The following is a 15,267-nucleotide window of genomic DNA, read 5'->3' as shown; positions in this document are numbered from 1 at the left end:
TCACATCAAGGAGCAGTTCCCATGGCACGTGCCACCGCCCGCCACATCCTCGTCAGCAGCGAAGAGAAGTGCAACGAACTCAAGGCTCAGATTGAAGCCGGTGCCGACTTCGGCGAAGTCGCCAAGGCCAACTCCACCTGCCCGTCCAGCCGCCAGGGCGGTGACCTGGGTTCCTTCGGCCCAGGCCAGATGGTCAAGGAATTCGACACCGTGGTGTTCAGCGCGCCAGTCAACACTGTGCAAGGCCCGGTCAAGACCCAGTTCGGCTACCACCTGCTGGAAGTGACCAGCCGCCAGGACTGATTCGGTCTTGTTCGCCCGCCCCTGCAGTGCCCTTGTAGGAGCGGGCTTGTCCCGCGACAGGGCCCGTTCAGTACCCCCCCATGTCTCGCCGCGCCTCATCGCGGGGCAAGCTCGCTCTTGCAGGGGGCTGGGCCGTCTGTTGGTGGGATGCTTGCTGTCATGCCTGGCATTGACCCTCCAGGCCGCCCCCTCCCACGCCCTCACCGTCTACGGCGAAGCCCCGCGCTACCCCGCGAACTTCACGCACTTCGACTACGTCAACCCGCACGCCCCCAAGGGCGGCAGCTTGCGGCGCTCGGCCATCGAGATCGGCCAGTTCGACCATATCCTGCCGTATATCGACAAGGGCACCGGTGTCAGCGAGGTCGATGGCTGGTTGTATGCCCCGCTGGCGGTACGCTCGTTCGATGAGCCGTACACGGTCTATGGCTTGATCGCCCACCGGATGGAGCGTGGCCCGGACGACGCCTGGCTACGTTTCGAGATCGACCCGCGTGCCACCTTCGCCGACGGCAAGCCGGTGCGCGCCGAAGATGTGCGCTTCACTTTCGAGCTGCTGATGAGCAAGGGCAGCCTCAAATACCGCACGCAGTTCGCCGAGGTTGCCGGGGTCACCGTGGAAGGCCCGCGCAGCGTGCGCTTCGATTTCAAGCAACCCCACGGACGCACCCTCGCGCTGGACCTGGCAAGCCTGCCGGTACTGCCGGAGCACGACTGGCAGACACGCGACTTCGCCAACGGCGCCGGGTTCGAAAAACCGGTAGGCAGTGGCCCCTACCGCATCAGCCGGATCGACAACGGCCGCAGCATCACCTTCGAGCGCGACCCCGACTGGTGGGCCAAGGACCTGCCGGTCAACCGCGGGCGCTTCAACTTCCAGCGCTTGCGCGTCGAGTACTTCGGCGACACCGAGGTTGCCCGCCAGGTACTCAAGGGCGGCGGATACGATTACAACCGCGAGTTCTCCGCCACCGCCTATACCCTGGGCTACAACGGCGCCCAGCTCGACGACGGCCGCCTGCAGCGCGCCCACCTGGGCCCTGCCAAGCCACAGAACGCCCAGGGCTTCGTGTTCAACCTCGACAAGCCGGTGTTCCGCGACCGCCGTGTGCGCCAGGCGCTGGCGATGCTCTGGGACTTCGAGTGGAGCAACCGGCAGATGATGCGCAACCTGTACATCCGCCAGCAAAGCCTGTACTCCAACACCCCGCTCGCGGCGCGCGAGCTGCCCGACGCCGAGGAACTGAAACTGCTCGAGCCGCTACGCGGCCAGATCCCCGACGAAGTCTTCACCCAGGTGTTCACGGCACCAGTGACCGATGGTTCGGGCATCATCCGCAAGCAGCAGCTGCAGGCGTTGGAGTTGCTCCAGGCCGCCGGTTGGCGCCCTGAGGGTGATCGCCTGGTAAACGCCGAAGGCACGCCGCTGAGCTTCACTTTCCTCAACGGGCAATCGGGCCTGGAGCGCTTGCTCTTGCCCTGGAAACGCAACCTGGCGCAAATCGGCATCGAGCTGAACATCCGCAATGTCGACTCGGCCCAATACATCAACCGGCTGATGGCGCGCGACTACGACATGGTCGTCACCGGTTACCCGGTCACGCTGTCACCCGGCTCGGAGCAGTACAACTACTTCGGCTCAGCCGCCGCCAACGACCCTGGCTCGAACAACCTCATGGTGCTCAAGGACCCGGCGGTGGACCACCTGCTCGACGGCCTGGTACGCGCCTCGACCCAGGCCGACATGCTGCGCCACGCCCACGCCCTGGACCGCGTGCTGCAGTGGAACTACTACTGGATTCCAAACTATTACCCGCCCGGCAGCTCGACCGTCTGGTGGAACCGCTTCGGCCTGCCCAAGGTGCAGGCCGCCTACGACGAAGGCCTGGATACCTGGTGGGAACTCAGCCCAACGGCGCTGACCAATCAGCAGATGGCTGAACGCTCCAAGGTTGCACCATGACCGCCTATATCCTGCGGCGCCTGCTGCTGATCATTCCGACCCTGCTGGCGATCCTGCTGGTGAACTTCGCCATCGTCCAGGCGGCTCCCGGCGGCCCTGTGGAGCAGGCGGTGGCGCGCCTGCAAGGCATCGGCGGCGGCGCCCCAGGCGCCCGGGTCGAAGTGATGCAGGGCGAGTCCCGCGCCAGTCGTGGGCTTGACCCCAAGCTGATCGAGGAGATCAAGCGCCAGTACGGCTTCGACAAGAGCGCCCCGGAGCGCCTTTGGCTGATGCTTGGCCAGTATGCCCGGCTCGATTTTGGCCAGAGCTTCTTCCGTGGCGCCAAGGTTACCGACCTGATTCTCGACAAGTTACCCGTTACCCTGTCGCTGGGCTTCTGGGCGACGCTGATCACCTACCTGGTCTCGATCCCGTTGGGTATCCGCAAGGCCGTGCGCCACGGCAGCCGTTTCGATGCCTGGAGCAGCGCGCTGATCGTGGTTGGCTACGCGCTGCCCTCGTTCCTCTTCGCCCTGCTGCTGATCGTGCTGTTCGCCGGCGGCACGTCCCTGAACTGGTTCCCGGTGCGCGGGCTGGTCTCGGAAGACTTCGACCAGCTGAGCCTGCTGGGCAAGGTCGCCGATTATTTCTGGCACCTGGTGCTACCGGTCGGTGCCTTGGTGATCGGCGGCTTTGCCACCCTCACCCTGCTGACCAAGAACGCCTTCCTCGATGAAATCTCGCGCCAGTATGTGGTCACCGCCCGGGCCAAGGGCTTGAGCCAACGCCGGGTGCTGTACGGCCATGTGTTGCGCAATGCCATGCTGCTGGTGGTGGCCGGGGTGCCGCAGGCGTTGATCACGGTATTCTTCGCCGGTTCATTGCTGATCGAGGTGATCTTCTCGCTCGACGGCCTGGGGCGCATGAGCTATGAAGCGGCCGTCTCGCGGGATTACCCGGTCGTGTTCGGCACCCTGTTCATCTTCACCCTGGCAGGCTTGCTGATCCGCCTGATCGGCGACCTGTCGTACACCTTGCTCGACCCACGCATCGACTTCGACACGAGGGCGCACTGATGCTCTCACCCATCGCCCGGCGCCGCCTGCAGCGTTTTCGCCATAACCGCCTGGGCTGGGTGTCGCTATGGCTGTTCGCTGCCATCCTGCTGCTGAGCCTGGGCGCAGAGCTGGTGGCCAACGACAAGCCGTTGCTGCTGTCGTACAAGGGCGAGCTGTACACCCCGGCGCTCAAGCGCTACACCGAGCAGCAGTTCGGCGGTGAACTGCCGTTCCAGCCCGACTACCGCAGCGCCTATGTGCGCCAGTTGATTGAAGGCCAGGGCGGCTGGATGCTGTTCGCCCCCATCCCCTTCAGTGCCGACACGCCCAACTACGACCTGCAGGTGCCCACCCCAAGCCCGCCCAGTGCCAGCAATTGGCTGGGCACCGACGACCAGGGCCGCGACGTGCTCGCACGGGTGCTGTATGGCACTCGCATTTCCTTGCTGTTCGCCTTTGCCCTGACCCTGGTCAGCGTGCTGATCGGCGTTGCCGCCGGCGCACTGCAGGGCTACCACGGTGGCTGGGTCGATCTGCTCGGCCAGCGCCTGCTGGAGGTATGGTCGGGGTTGCCGGTGCTGTATCTGCTGATCATCCTGTCCGGCTTCGTCGAACCGAATTTCTGGTGGTTGCTGGGCATCATGGCGCTGTTCTCCTGGCTGGCCCTGGTCGACGTGGTGCGCGCCGAATTCCTGCGCGGGCGCAACCTTGAGTACGTCAAGGCCGCCCGTGCACTGGGCCTGCCGGACACCCAGGTGATGCTGCGGCATATCCTGCCCAATGCCATGAACGCCACACTGACCTACATTCCGTTCATGCTGACCGGTGCCATCACCACCCTGACAGCGCTGGACTTCCTCGGCTTCGGCATGCCGGCCGGCACCGCGTCGTTGGGTGAGCTGGTCACCCAGGGCAAGCAGCACCTGCAAGCCCCCTGGCTGGGCTTCACCGCGTTTTTCGCGCTGGCGGTGATCCTGTCGCTGCTGGTATTCATCGGCGATGCGCTGCGGGAGGCATTCGACCCGCGGCGCTGATTCGGCCCTCGGCAAACAGACACACTGATCGTTAACGCTATCGGCATCGTGTAAGGAGCGGCACATGACTCTAGACGGCAAGACGGCACTCATCACCGGATCCACCAGCGGCATCGGTCTGGGCATCGCCCAGGTACTGGCCAAGGCAGGTGCCAACATCCTGCTCAACGGCTTCGGCGATCCGCAACCGGCGCTGGCCGAGATCGCCCGCCACGGCGTGAAGGTCGCCCACCATCCGGCAGACCTGTCCGACGTGACGCAGATCGAGGCCCTGTTTGCCTTGGCCGAGCGCGAGTTCGGCGGCGTCGACATCCTCGTCAACAACGCCGGCATCCAGCACGTCGCGCCGGTGGAGGCCTTCCCGGTGCAGAGCTGGGACAAGATCATCGCCTTGAACCTCTCGGCCGTGTTCCACGGCACCCGCCTGGCCCTGCCGGGGATGCGCGAACGCGGCTGGGGGCGGATCATCAACATTGCCTCGGTGCACGGCCTGGTGGGCTCGACCGGCAAGGCCGCCTACGTGGCGGCCAAGCACGGGGTGATCGGGTTGACCAAGGTGGTGGCGCTGGAGACCGCGACCAGCAACGTCACCTGCAATGCCATCTGCCCCGGCTGGGTGCTGACCCCGCTGGTGCAGAAGCAGATCGACGACCGCGCAGCCGCAGGCGGCGACCCTCGGCAGGCCCAGCATGACCTGCTGGCCGAGAAGCAGCCCTCGCTGGCGTTCGTGACCCCCGAGCACCTGGGCGAGCTGGCACTGTTTCTGTGCAGCGAGGCCGGCAGCCAGGTACGTGGCGCCGCGTGGAACGTGGACGGCGGCTGGTTGGCGCAGTAAGGGCTAGAGTTCAACTAGCAGGCCGTGTCGATTCCCCACCGACCGAGGAGGCTCGCATGAGCGAAGTACTGTGGCGCCCCAGCCCCGCACAGGTCCAGGCCAGCCGAATGGACCACTTCCGCCGACAGGTGAACCAGGACCTTGGCCTGCAGCTCGCCAACTACGCAGACCTGCACCGCTGGAGCATCGAGCAGCGCGAAGCGTTCTGGCAGAGGCTCTGCAAGTGCTTCGAAGTGCGCTGGCACAATCTGCCGTCGCAGGTGCTCAGCGAAGGCCCGCAGATGCCGGACGCGCGCTGGTTCGCAGATGGCACGCTCAACTATGCCGAACACCTGTTGCGTCGACGCGACACGCACCCGGCGCTGATCACCGTGCGCGAGGACGGTACACGCCAGGTGCTCACCCACCGGCAGCTCGCCGCCGAGGTCGCCGGCCTGCAACGCGCGTTCAAGGCCGCCGGCATCCAGCCAGGCGATCGTATCGCCGCGGTCATGCCCAACACCTGGCAAACCCTGGTGGCCATGCTCGCCAGCGCCAGCCTGGGGGCGATCTGGTCCACCTCGTCCCCCGAGTTCGGGCTGCACGGCATCATCGACCGCTTTGGCCAGATCGCGCCGAAACTGCTGATCGTCTGCGCCGGCTATCACTATGCTGGCAAGGTGATCGACCAGGTCGAGAAGATCAATCAGGTCTGCGCCCGGTTACCAGCGCTGGAGCACCTGCTGGTCGTGCCCTACACCCGCGAGCAGACGCGCACCGATGAGTTCGTCGCACCCAGGGTCAGCCTCTGGCAGGACTTCTTTCAGGCCGGTGGCGAACCTGAGTTTGCTGCCCTGCCCTTCGACCACCCGCTGTACGTCCTCTATTCCAGCGGCACCACCGGCGTGCCCAAGTGCATCGTCCACGGAGCAGGAGGCGTACTGCTGCAGCATTTGAAGGAACACGGCCTGCACAACGACCTGAAGGCCGACGACGTGCTGTTCTACTACACCACCTGTGGCTGGATGATGTGGAACTGGTTGGCCAGCGGCCTGGCGGTCGGTGCCACCCTGGTGCTGTACGACGGCTCACCGCTGCACCCCGGCCCCGAGCGCCTGCTCGACCTGATCGACGCCGAAGGCATCCAGGTGTTCGGCACCAGCGCCAAGTACCTGGCCACGCTGGAACAGCAAGGCCTGGTGCCGATACGCAGCCACCGCCTCGACAGCCTGCGCCTGTTGCTGTCCACCGGTTCGCCGCTGTCGCCGCACAGCTACGACTACGTCTACCGTCAGATCAAGCGTGATGTGCGCCTGGTGTCGATGTCCGGCGGTACCGACATCGTCTCATGCTTCGTGCTGGGTAACCCGACCCTGCCAATACGGCGCGGGGAAATACAATGCCGGGGCCTGGGCATGGCCGTACAGGTGTGGAACGAACAACGCCAGGCGGTGGTAGGCGAGAAAGGCGAGCTGGTCTGTACCCGCCATTTTCCGTCGATGCCGCTGGGTTTCTGGGGCGATACCGACGGCAGCCGTTATCACGAGGCTTACTTCAGCCTGTTTCCCGGCGTCTGGGCACAGGGTGACTATGCCGAAGAAACCAGCAGCGGCGGCCTGGTGATCCACGGTCGCTCCGACGCGGTGCTCAACCCCGGCGGCGTGCGCATCGGTACGGCGGAGATCTATCGCCAGGTGGAGAAAGTCGAGGAGGTGCTCGAGAGCATCGCCATCGGCCAGGATTGGCAAGGCGATGTGCGTGTGGTGCTGTTCGTGCGTCTGCGTGAGGGCCTGCAACTGGACGACGCCTTGTGTCAGCGCATCCGCCAGGTGATCCGCCAATACACCACACCGCGCCATGTGCCAGCGGTGATTGCCCAGGTGCCAGACATCCCACGCACCGTCAGCGGCAAGCTGGTGGAGCTGGCGGTGCGCAACGTGGTGCACGGGCTGGCGGTGAAGAACACCGATGCCCTGGCCAACCCCGAGGCGCTGGCGTATTTCCGTGACCGCGCCGAGCTGCGCGATCAGGCATAATGGCGCCCTTTTTTGCCCGAAGCACAGGTGTCCCATGAAAGCACAAGCGCGCCATATCCTGGTCAAGACCGCCGATGAGGCCGAACAACTCAAGCAACGCCTGGCCAAGGGCGAGGCGTTCGACGTGCTGGCGAAGAAGTTCTCGACCTGTCCATCGGGCAAGCGCGGTGGCGACCTGGGCGAGGTGCGTCCTGGCCAGCTGGTCGGCGCCATCGACCAGGTGATCTTCAAGAAGGCCCTGCGCGTGGTGCATGGGCCGATCAAGACCAAGTTCGGTTATCACCTGGTGCAGGTGTTCTACCGCGACTGAGCGTTACATCGCTGCGCGCAACATCTCCACGACCTGTGTATGAAGCGCTGGATCGCCGCAGGCCACGATGCAGCCACCGTTCTGCGCCGAGCTGCCATCCCACGCCGTGATCACACCGCCCGCCCCTTGGATGATCGGCATCAGTGCCTGCACGTCGTAGGGTTGCAGGCTCGCCTCGACGATCACATCGACAAACCCCGACGCCAGCATGCAATAGGCGTAGCAGTCGCCCCCATAACGCATCAGTCGCGCCCGCCCCGCCACATGCTCGAATGCCGCCTTGCGCGCCGGAGTGTCGAACATGTCCGGCGTGGTGCACATCAGCGTGGCCGCCTCGAGCGCCCCACAGGCGCGGGTTTTCAGCGGTGTACCGCTACGCCAGGCGCCCTCGGGCGTGCCGACGAAACGCTCGCCGGTAAAGGGCTGGTTCATCACCCCCACCACCGGCTGCTCGCCATCGTTCAGGGCAATCAGCGTGCCCCACAGCGGCAGGCCGGTGATGAAGGCCCGGGTGCCATCGATCGGGTCCAGCACCCAGGTCAACGGGCTGCTGCCCTGTGCCACGCCCTGCTCCTCGCCCAGGATGCCATGCGCCGGATACCGCGCCTGGATCAGCGCACGCATGGCGTCTTCGGCGGCCTCGTCAGCCACGGTCACCGGATCGTACAGGCGCCCGCCTTTGTCCTCGACCTCCAGGCTCGCGCGAAAATACGGCTGGATCGCCAAGGCAGCGGCATCGGCCAATTGCTCGGCAAAAGCACGGAATTCTGTGATCTGCTCAGCGTTCAGGGACATGGGGCGGGCCTCGTAGGAAAAAGGCGGCCATGATACCCCAGCCCAGCGGCGCAGGCGCACAAGCACCTCACTTTCGGGCATGGGGTTATGACCATTTCATCAAGCGGTAGCTGAATCGTTGTACTAGGATAGCAAGCAGTCGCGCCCAAATAATGGCCAAAAGCCATATCGCGACTTTCGGATTACCGCTACTCATGGACGATACGATGAATTCTCACCTGCTCTTTCCGCAGATCGGCAAAGTCATAGCCAGCACCGGCAGCCGCCAATTCCCGCGCCTGCTGCATGACCTGATCCAGACTCACCTGAGCATCGATGCTACGCATATCCGCCAGGTGCGCCTGGCCTCACCCGGTTTGCACGACAGCACCACCCTGCTCAGTGAAACCGTGTTCAGCACCGGCGAACCCGCCTGCGACGAGCTTCTGGACCCGGCCCGTCTGCATCTGGTGCGCCGCACTGCCGATTATCACTACGAATTGCACGTCCTGCGCGCTGATCGCGCCAGCTTCTCGCCGCGCGAGCGCGACTGCCTGCAGGATATCTCGCCGCTGCTGCTGCCCATGTTGCAAAAGCACCTGGATGCCTTGCAGCCCAGCATCAGCGAACGACAGAGCGATAGCCTGCAGGAGCGTTTCCGCGAGCGCCTGGGCCAGACTGGCCTTGCACTGTCAGAACGGGAAATGCAGGTCTGCCTGGGCCTGCTGGCCGGTCACACTGCACCGCAGCAGGCCGAACGCCTGCAGTTGAAGGTCAATACGGTGGAAAGCTACCTGCGTCGCGCGGCGATCAAGCTGGGGATCAGCGGGCGGCATTCGTTGATGCGCTGGATGTATGGCGCCCACCCATCGATACCCCTCTAAGCCATCCGCAGCCGGGGTATTCAATCCCCGCCGCCGATGTGGCGCAGTACCCCACCTATCATTTTTGCCAGTTGGAGTGCCACATCGACTGCGTTAGTTTCTAGCCACCCTCACACGGTGGAGCTCATCAGCATGTCTGTGCAGTCTTCCGGCACGCCTGACCATGCCTACGGCACGCAAGGAGTGGCCAATATTCCGCACGAGCCTCCCTACAACCCGGACATGGCCTCTCTCCAGGTCGGGCCATCAACCCTCGACGCCAAGGGGAGGCTGGTGGTATTCGGCCGTAACCCCGCAGACTCCAGCCCAGGATTGCTCACCCGGCTCAACGCCGATGGCCACTGGGACGAAAGCACCGGCCATGTGGTCGTAGACGCTGCGAATCTGCCCGATGAGGCACTGGACTTCAAAGGGCTTGTCGGCGCCACGATCAATGGCCAGCAGACCTATTTCGCCGTTGGCGTGCCCACCTATTTCGATGCCGAATTCGCTCGTTTTCTGAACTTCATCGGTATCAGCCAGTTTGATGAAGGCTTCCAACCGGTAACGTCCTTTGGCGATAACGGTCATGCTTTACCAGACCCCGGCGAAGGTTGGCAGAAGGGTGACGTAAGCCGCGCCAAAATGCGCCGGTTGAAGCACTCGACGAACGCGCTTCTGTCGGCCGAGGAGCGCCCGCTGGCGTTCGCGAACGGCTTACTGCGAGTCATCTTCCCCTACACTCTTGGCGACGCGGACACCGAGCACACTGAAAGCTGGTTGGCGGTCTTCAACCCCATGACTGGCGAGCTGGCACCTGAGCTCGGCGAGGCGCGTGATCTCGGCATGTTGCCACTGACCAACAAGGCTGGTTTTTCGTTGCGGGTCTTGCGTGCGCACTTCTTCGCCGACGGTAGTTTCCTGGTGCTAGCAGAGAACGCCACCAAGCGAGTCATCGTGAGGCCTTACGACCGACACGCCATCGCCGATGAACGCTTCAATGATGACCAGGGTCAGCGGGAACTGTTCGCCTTTGAAGGAAGCATGCGCCTCGGCATGTTCGCAAGGAACGGTCGGATCGCTGTGTCCCGGGGCGTGGAATTCCAGCTCCAACAACCCACGACAGTGTTCGTACTGACCGAGTCCGGTACGAACGACACGACCTTCAATAGCGGCCACCCCCTGATGCTCGGCAGCGACGGCCATGGCCTGGCCCTGGGCGAGCTTCACATCGATGATCAGGGTCGCATTTTGCTCGGTGGCGCCCTGCTCACCGCCATCAACGTCGGCCGTTTGCATGTGTATCGCCTGACACGGTCGGGAGAGTTCGACAGCGCCTTCGGCAACGAGGGCCTCTTTGACGGTGGCCCTGACTACAGGACGGCGAACAAGGTGTTGGCCAGTGAGCACGGCATACACATCCTGACGCTGTTCCCTACCAGCGGCCCGTACTTCTTGGAAAGGGTGCTCAAGCTGCACGACTGACCGGCTTCTGCAGCACCCTGCGTACCGCAGACTCTTGCCAGTACCGTGAATAGTTCCTACCACTTACCAGCCAACGAGAGTAAGCCTCATGAAAACGACAGATAATACCGGCGATAAAGCAGGGCAACTGGACCCGAATTTCGGAGTTGGGGGCATCGTAGAGTTGCGTCCACTCGATGAGGATCGCGGTTTTGAAATCATCGACTCTGCGGGCCTGCAAGATGGCGGGAGCGTGCATGTTATCCAGACTCACGAGAAGAAAGAGAACTACTTGGCCAGCTTCGATCAAGACGGCAAACGGACCCATCTGGAATAAGTCATCCTGCCCGATGAAAACCAACAGAATACCAACTATTTCTTCCAACTCAAATACAACCAACTCGACCGGATAGCCTGTTACGTGCCGGATATACGCTGGCCATCCGAAGAACACGATCCCATCGTCCACACTTCAGCCGTTGGTTGTTTCGAGACAAATCTGAAACCGCAGGAAGGATTCGGCGAAAATGGTATTGCGACAATCAAACCAGCAGACTTGGCCAAGAACAGCCCCGATCGCCGCGCGCCGCGCAAGTCTGAAGCGCCCGCCGCCGGACATACCGAAACACCAGAAAAACACGTCTACGATGTGAGCAGTGGAGAGGCCCAACTCATCAATGGCGCGCTGTGGTCAGTATCCAGTAGCTACCACGAGTATGAGGATCCACCGTTCAAAAGTTGGATTTCCAAATTTGCTCAAGACACAGGGAAGCTGCTGTCGTTTCTCCCGCTGCAGCCCCTGGAAGGCAAGCCATGGGAGCCGGTCGATGTCCATTTGTTCGAGGGCGGTGGATTTATCATGCTGGCCTACAGAGAACAACAGGCTTACCTGACGAAGTTCACCGACTCGGGAATGCTCGACAAGACATTCAACGATTCCGGCTACGTTGAAATGCCGGGTCTTGCTTATAAAAATAGCTGCATGCACGTACATCAAGAGCGGATCCTGATCGCTTCTATGGACCCATTAACACACAAAAAAGAATGACCACCAATCTGAGCCGCGGCTGAAGTTGGACGCTTACCTCTTGTCAGGAGAACGTGACAGTACATTCACGAGTAGGAACGATGCGGTAAAAAACGCGGTGTATATTTCCTCACCACATATCGCCGTCGATGCGAAGAACCGTATCCTCGTCGGCTTGACCGGTGACATGCAGCTCGGTACATCCCCTGACCCCCTCGTGGCGATGATCTATCGATTCAGTTGGGCGGGCAACGCGGACCTGACGTTTAACGGTGACGGCAGGTTCGTACTTTCGTGTGTGGTGGCATTCAAGCACATATTTTTGAACGGCAATGAAATCCGTGGGGTAGGCAACGTGTTTTCGAGCCAGGAACCAATAATGTTCAAAGTCCTCGATTAACGCCCCATTGAACGTGTCGCTGACCAAAGCCGTGCGTCAGCGACACGTCAGTTCAATCCCGCGCCAAGGCTTCGATCGGGTCCAGCCGTGCGGCGTTTCGTGCGGGCACAAACCCGAACACGATGCCGATCAACGTCGAACAGGCGAACGCGGTGGCAATCGAGGCCGGCGAGAACACCATCTCCCACTGTTTGACGAACAGTGTGAACAGGTAGCCAATCCCATAAGACAACGCGATCCCCACCAGCCCGCCGAACAGGCAGACCATCACCGCCTCCACCAGGAACTGCTGGCGAATGTCCGACTGCCGGGCACCGACGGCCATGCGGATGCCGATCTCACGGGTACGTTCGGTGACCGACACCAGCATGATGTTCATCACCCCGATACCCCCCACCACCAATGAAATTACCGCGATCAACGACAGCAGCAGGGTCAGCGAGCGGCTGGTTTTCTGCACCGTCTGCATGATGCTGTCGAGGTTGTTGGTGAAAAAGTCCTTGGTGCCGTGGCGCTGCAGCATCAAGCTGTTGACCTCCTCTTCTACCCGCTTGCTGGGCATGCCGTCCTTGATTCGCACGCTGATGCTATCCAGGTGACGCTGCCCCAGCAGGCGCCCGGCAGCAGTTTCGTAGGGCACCCAGACGTTCAGCGCGTTGCTGGCGGCGAACAGGTTCTTGTTCTCGGTGGTCACGCCGATCACCGTGCACGGCAGATTGCCGATCAGGATCACCTGCCCGAGCGGATCGACCCCCTCGCCGAACAGCCGCAAGCGCGTGTTGTGGTCGATCACCACCACTTGCGCCTGGCGCCGGGCATCGCTTTCGCTGAAGGCGATGCCGGCAGCCAGGTTGATGTTGCGCACCTGGAAGTAGCGTTCGCTGACGCCATTGAGCTGTACGTCCAGGTCCAGGTTGCGGTAGCGCACCAGCATGCTGCGGCCGATCACCGGCGTTGCACTGTCGACGTAATACAGTTGGTTGAGCGCAGTGACGTCGGCCAGCACAAGGGTCTCGATGGCCTTGGCCCGACTGTCACCGAAGTTGCTACCTGAATAGATGTCGATGGTGTTGCTGCCGATCGCCTGAATATCCTTGAGCACGTAGCCTTTGGCGCCCTCGCCGATCGCCGAGATCGACACCACCGAGGTGATGCCGATGACGATCCCGAGCATGGTCAGCAACGTGCGCATGCGGTGCGAGATCAATGCGATCCAGGCCATGTTGAACGCTTCTCGGAACAAGCCCAGGCTGGCCACCAGGCGCCGTGGCGGACGGGCCTTGCGTTGCGGCTCGGGGATGGCCGCATCGGGCGTGGCCTGCGGCGAGTTGCGCTGATCGCTGACGATCTGCCCGTCGCTGACCTCGATGATGCGCTCGGCATGGGCTGCGACCTTGGGGTCGTGGGTCACCAGGATCACGGTGTGCCCGGCTGCGTGCAGCTCCAGCAGGATGGCCATCACTTCCTTGCCGCTGGCCGTGTCGAGGGCGCCGGTAGGCTCGTCCGCGAGGATCACCTCGCCGCCGTTCATCAAGGCCCGGCAGATACTCACCCGCTGCTGCTGACCGCCCGACAGTTGGCTGGGGCGATGCGTCAGGTGCCCGGCCAGGCCCAGGCGCTTGAGCAGTTCCTGGGCCCGCTCGTGACGCTGCGCCTGGGGCGTACCGGCATACACCGCCGGGATCTCGACATTGCGCAGGGCGTCCAGGTGCGGCAGCAGGTGATAACGCTGGAAGATGAAGCCGAAATGGTCACGGCGCAGCGCGGCCAGCGCCTCATCGTCCATGTCGCGGGTTTCCTGGCCACCCACCTGATAGGAACCGGCGCTGGCATGGTCCAGGCAGCCGAGGATATTCATCAGCGTCGACTTGCCCGAGCCCGAGGCGCCGATGATCGCCACCAGCTCGCCCGCGTTGATTTCCAGATCGATATGGCGCAGGGCAAGAAACTCGCGATCTCCCGCCATGAAACTGCGGCTCACGCCCTCCAGGCGCAGCAGCGGCTGGCCGGTTTCGACGGCGGTGGTGCGCTGCGAGGCCAGCTCGACGTTCATGTTCATGCTCATGCCCCCGCCGCGTCGCCGATGGGCTCGCCAATTACGACCCGGTCGCCCTCGTCCAGCCCCTGCCTGATCTCGACCCTGACATTGTTGTTGATCCCGGCCTGCACCTGGCGCACCTGGGCAAAGCCCTTGGCGTCGACCACCCGCACCGGGAAGCTGCCGTCACCACTGCGCGGCCCAAGCGCCGCCACCGGCACACTGAGCACCGCCTCGGCGGTGGCCAGCACGATGCGCACCTGGGCGGTCATGGAGATGCGCAGGCGGTGGTCAGGGTTGGGCACTTCGAACAAGGCGTTGTAGAACACCGCGGTGTTCTGCTTCGGCGCGCCAGCGCCACTCTTGTCGGTGCTCTCCAGGTAGTTCTGCGGCGCCGGTTCCGTGCCGCGCAAGGTCGCGTAGTAGCGCTTGTCTTCGCCGAGGATGGTGAAGTACACCTGCTGGCCGGGGCTGATATGGATCACGTCGGCTTCGGAGACCTGAGCCTTGACAGTCATGGTGTCCAGGTCGGCCAACTTGAGGATCACCGGCGCCAGTTGCTGGGCGATCACGGTTTGCCCTTCCTGGGTGACGATGCCCACCACATCGCCGTCGATGGGCGCGCTGATACGGGTGTAGTCGAGGTTGACCTTGGCGGTGTCGATCTGCACCTGGGCACTCTTGATCTGCGCGTCCAGCGAGTGCAGGGTGGCCTGCTGCACCTGGTATTCGGACTCGGCGTTCTCGAAGTCCTGGCGCGAGATCGACTCGTCGTCCTGCAACGCGCTGTAACGCTCGTAGACCCGACGGGTCTGGTTGACCCGGGCCAGGGTCGAGCGCCGCTCGGCCTGCAGCTTTTCTTCATCGACCTGGGCCTGGCGCAGCGTGTTGCGCAGCACCAAGGGATCGATCTCGGCGAGCCACTGGCCCTTGGTCACCTTGTCGCCCAGCTTGACCTTCAGCGAGCGCAACTGCCCGGAAACCTGCGCCCCGACATCCACCTGGCGGATGCCCTCGAGCACACCAGTGGCCAGCACCGCGTTCTCGATGTCACCACGCTCGACCGTGGCAGTGATGTAGCGCGGCGGCGTGGCCGGGGCCTGTACCGCGTACAGCGTGATCCCGGCCACCAGCGCCAGGGCGCAGCCCAGGCTTATCTTGCGAAATCTGCTCTTGTCCATAAATGCTCGTTCATCCGTTCCAA

At 63.1% G+C, this 15,267-nt stretch carries 15 protein-coding genes; 11 read left to right on the top strand and 4 right to left on the bottom strand.

Annotated features, from left to right (window positions below; genetic code table 11):
• The first annotated feature begins 21 nt into the window (after positions 1-21).
• The 7 genes from ACK3BK_RS12095 to ACK3BK_RS12065 all read left to right on the top strand — a co-directional run bounded on the left by ACK3BK_RS12095 (position 22) and on the right by ACK3BK_RS12065 (position 7,497).
• Positions 22-303: a peptidylprolyl isomerase gene (locus ACK3BK_RS12095; protein ID WP_151924649.1), complete on the top strand. Its 282-nt coding sequence runs from the start codon at positions 22-24 to the stop codon at positions 301-303.
• Between the two features lie 163 nt (positions 304-466).
• Positions 467-2,266 (top strand): extracellular solute-binding protein, encoded by a 1,800-nt coding sequence (locus ACK3BK_RS12090; protein ID WP_411384472.1) that lies wholly within the window; start codon positions 467-469, stop codon positions 2,264-2,266.
• Positions 2,263-3,321, top strand: coding sequence for a microcin C ABC transporter permease YejB (locus ACK3BK_RS12085; RefSeq protein WP_186664871.1), 1,059 nt, complete (start codon positions 2,263-2,265; stop codon positions 3,319-3,321). The genes ACK3BK_RS12090 and ACK3BK_RS12085 overlap by 4 nt, the downstream gene beginning before the upstream one ends.
• A complete protein-coding gene (locus ACK3BK_RS12080) occupies positions 3,321-4,337 on the top strand; it encodes an ABC transporter permease (RefSeq protein WP_411384386.1) in 1,017 nt (338 codons plus the stop codon). Before ACK3BK_RS12085 ends, ACK3BK_RS12080 begins: the two co-directional genes overlap by 1 nt.
• 64 nt (positions 4,338-4,401) lie before the next feature.
• A complete protein-coding gene (hbdH, locus tag ACK3BK_RS12075) occupies positions 4,402-5,172 on the top strand; it encodes a 3-hydroxybutyrate dehydrogenase (protein ID WP_411384385.1) in 771 nt (256 codons plus the stop codon).
• Positions 5,173-5,228: 56 nt separating this feature from the next.
• Positions 5,229-7,187, top strand: a complete 1,959-nt coding sequence (locus ACK3BK_RS12070; protein WP_411384384.1) for an acetoacetate--CoA ligase — start codon at positions 5,229-5,231, stop codon at positions 7,185-7,187.
• A 34-nt stretch (positions 7,188-7,221) separates the two neighbouring features.
• Positions 7,222-7,497 (top strand): peptidylprolyl isomerase, encoded by a 276-nt coding sequence (locus ACK3BK_RS12065; protein ID WP_054890650.1) that lies wholly within the window; start codon positions 7,222-7,224, stop codon positions 7,495-7,497.
• A 3-nt stretch (positions 7,498-7,500) separates the two neighbouring features.
• Here ACK3BK_RS12065 and hisN read toward each other — a convergent pair whose 3' ends face one another.
• Complete coding sequence (hisN, locus tag ACK3BK_RS12060) at positions 7,501-8,292, bottom strand: histidinol-phosphatase (protein ID WP_411384383.1); 792 nt, start codon at positions 8,290-8,292, stop codon at positions 7,501-7,503.
• Between the two features lie 206 nt (positions 8,293-8,498).
• Between hisN and ACK3BK_RS12055 the strand changes: the two genes are divergently transcribed.
• From ACK3BK_RS12055 to ACK3BK_RS12040, 4 genes are all read left to right on the top strand, one after another.
• Positions 8,499-9,155: a helix-turn-helix transcriptional regulator gene (locus ACK3BK_RS12055; RefSeq protein WP_186711607.1), complete on the top strand. Its 657-nt coding sequence runs from the start codon at positions 8,499-8,501 to the stop codon at positions 9,153-9,155.
• A 132-nt stretch (positions 9,156-9,287) separates the two neighbouring features.
• Positions 9,288-10,619: a hypothetical protein gene (locus ACK3BK_RS12050; RefSeq protein ID WP_411384382.1), complete on the top strand. Its 1,332-nt coding sequence runs from the start codon at positions 9,288-9,290 to the stop codon at positions 10,617-10,619.
• 88 nt (positions 10,620-10,707) lie between these two features.
• Positions 10,708-10,935 (top strand): hypothetical protein, encoded by a 228-nt coding sequence (locus ACK3BK_RS12045; protein ID WP_411384381.1) that lies wholly within the window; start codon positions 10,708-10,710, stop codon positions 10,933-10,935.
• 84 nt (positions 10,936-11,019) lie between these two features.
• On the top strand, positions 11,020-11,646 hold the full coding sequence (locus tag ACK3BK_RS12040; RefSeq protein ID WP_411384380.1) for a hypothetical protein: 627 nt from the start codon (positions 11,020-11,022) through the stop codon (positions 11,644-11,646).
• Positions 11,647-11,755: 109 nt separating this feature from the next.
• Here the strand turns inward: ACK3BK_RS12040 and ACK3BK_RS12035 are convergent, their stop codons facing one another.
• Genes ACK3BK_RS12035 through macA form a run of 3 tightly spaced genes read right to left on the bottom strand, consistent with a single transcriptional unit; the run spans position 11,756 to position 15,244 of the window.
• On the bottom strand, positions 11,756-12,052 hold the full coding sequence (locus ACK3BK_RS12035; RefSeq protein WP_411384379.1) for a hypothetical protein: 297 nt from the start codon (positions 12,050-12,052) through the stop codon (positions 11,756-11,758).
• 25 nt (positions 12,053-12,077) lie between these two features.
• Complete coding sequence (locus tag ACK3BK_RS12030) at positions 12,078-14,084, bottom strand: MacB family efflux pump subunit (RefSeq protein ID WP_411384378.1); 2,007 nt, start codon at positions 14,082-14,084, stop codon at positions 12,078-12,080.
• Between the two features lie 2 nt (positions 14,085-14,086).
• The gene (macA, locus tag ACK3BK_RS12025) at positions 14,087-15,244 is read right to left on the bottom strand and encodes a macrolide transporter subunit MacA (RefSeq protein WP_411384377.1); all 1,158 of its coding nucleotides are present in this window, start codon (positions 15,242-15,244) and stop codon (positions 14,087-14,089) included.
• Between the last annotated feature and the right edge of the window lie 23 nt (positions 15,245-15,267).

The sequence above is a fragment of the Pseudomonas sp. L7 genome, assembly GCF_046605565.1.
Taxonomy (GTDB): Bacteria; Pseudomonadota; Gammaproteobacteria; order Pseudomonadales; family Pseudomonadaceae; genus Aquipseudomonas; species Aquipseudomonas wayambapalatensis.
This window is presented reverse-complemented; position numbering and strand designations above follow the sequence as displayed.

Bases quoted from the DNA above. Each gene is read 5' to 3' on its own strand.
- ACK3BK_RS12095 (WP_151924649.1), top strand. From the start codon at position 22: ATGGCACGTGCCACCGCCCGCCACATCCTCGTCAGCAGCGAAGAGAAG.
- ACK3BK_RS12085 (WP_186664871.1), top strand. From the start codon at position 2,263: ATGACCGCCTATATCCTGCGGCGCCTGCTGCTGATCATTCCGACCCTG.
- ACK3BK_RS12080 (WP_411384386.1), top strand. From the start codon at position 3,321: ATGCTCTCACCCATCGCCCGGCGCCGCCTGCAGCGTTTTCGCCATAAC.
- hbdH (WP_411384385.1), top strand. From the start codon at position 4,402: ATGACTCTAGACGGCAAGACGGCACTCATCACCGGATCCACCAGCGGC.
- ACK3BK_RS12070 (WP_411384384.1), top strand. From the start codon at position 5,229: ATGAGCGAAGTACTGTGGCGCCCCAGCCCCGCACAGGTCCAGGCCAGC.
- ACK3BK_RS12065 (WP_054890650.1), top strand. From the start codon at position 7,222: ATGAAAGCACAAGCGCGCCATATCCTGGTCAAGACCGCCGATGAGGCC.
- hisN (WP_411384383.1), bottom strand. From the start codon at position 8,292: ATGTCCCTGAACGCTGAGCAGATCACAGAATTCCGTGCTTTTGCCGAG.
- ACK3BK_RS12055 (WP_186711607.1), top strand. From the start codon at position 8,499: ATGAATTCTCACCTGCTCTTTCCGCAGATCGGCAAAGTCATAGCCAGC.
- ACK3BK_RS12050 (WP_411384382.1), top strand. From the start codon at position 9,288: ATGTCTGTGCAGTCTTCCGGCACGCCTGACCATGCCTACGGCACGCAA.
- ACK3BK_RS12045 (WP_411384381.1), top strand. From the start codon at position 10,708: ATGAAAACGACAGATAATACCGGCGATAAAGCAGGGCAACTGGACCCG.
- ACK3BK_RS12030 (WP_411384378.1), bottom strand. From the start codon at position 14,084: ATGAACATGAACGTCGAGCTGGCCTCGCAGCGCACCACCGCCGTCGAA.
- macA (WP_411384377.1), bottom strand. From the start codon at position 15,244: ATGGACAAGAGCAGATTTCGCAAGATAAGCCTGGGCTGCGCCCTGGCG.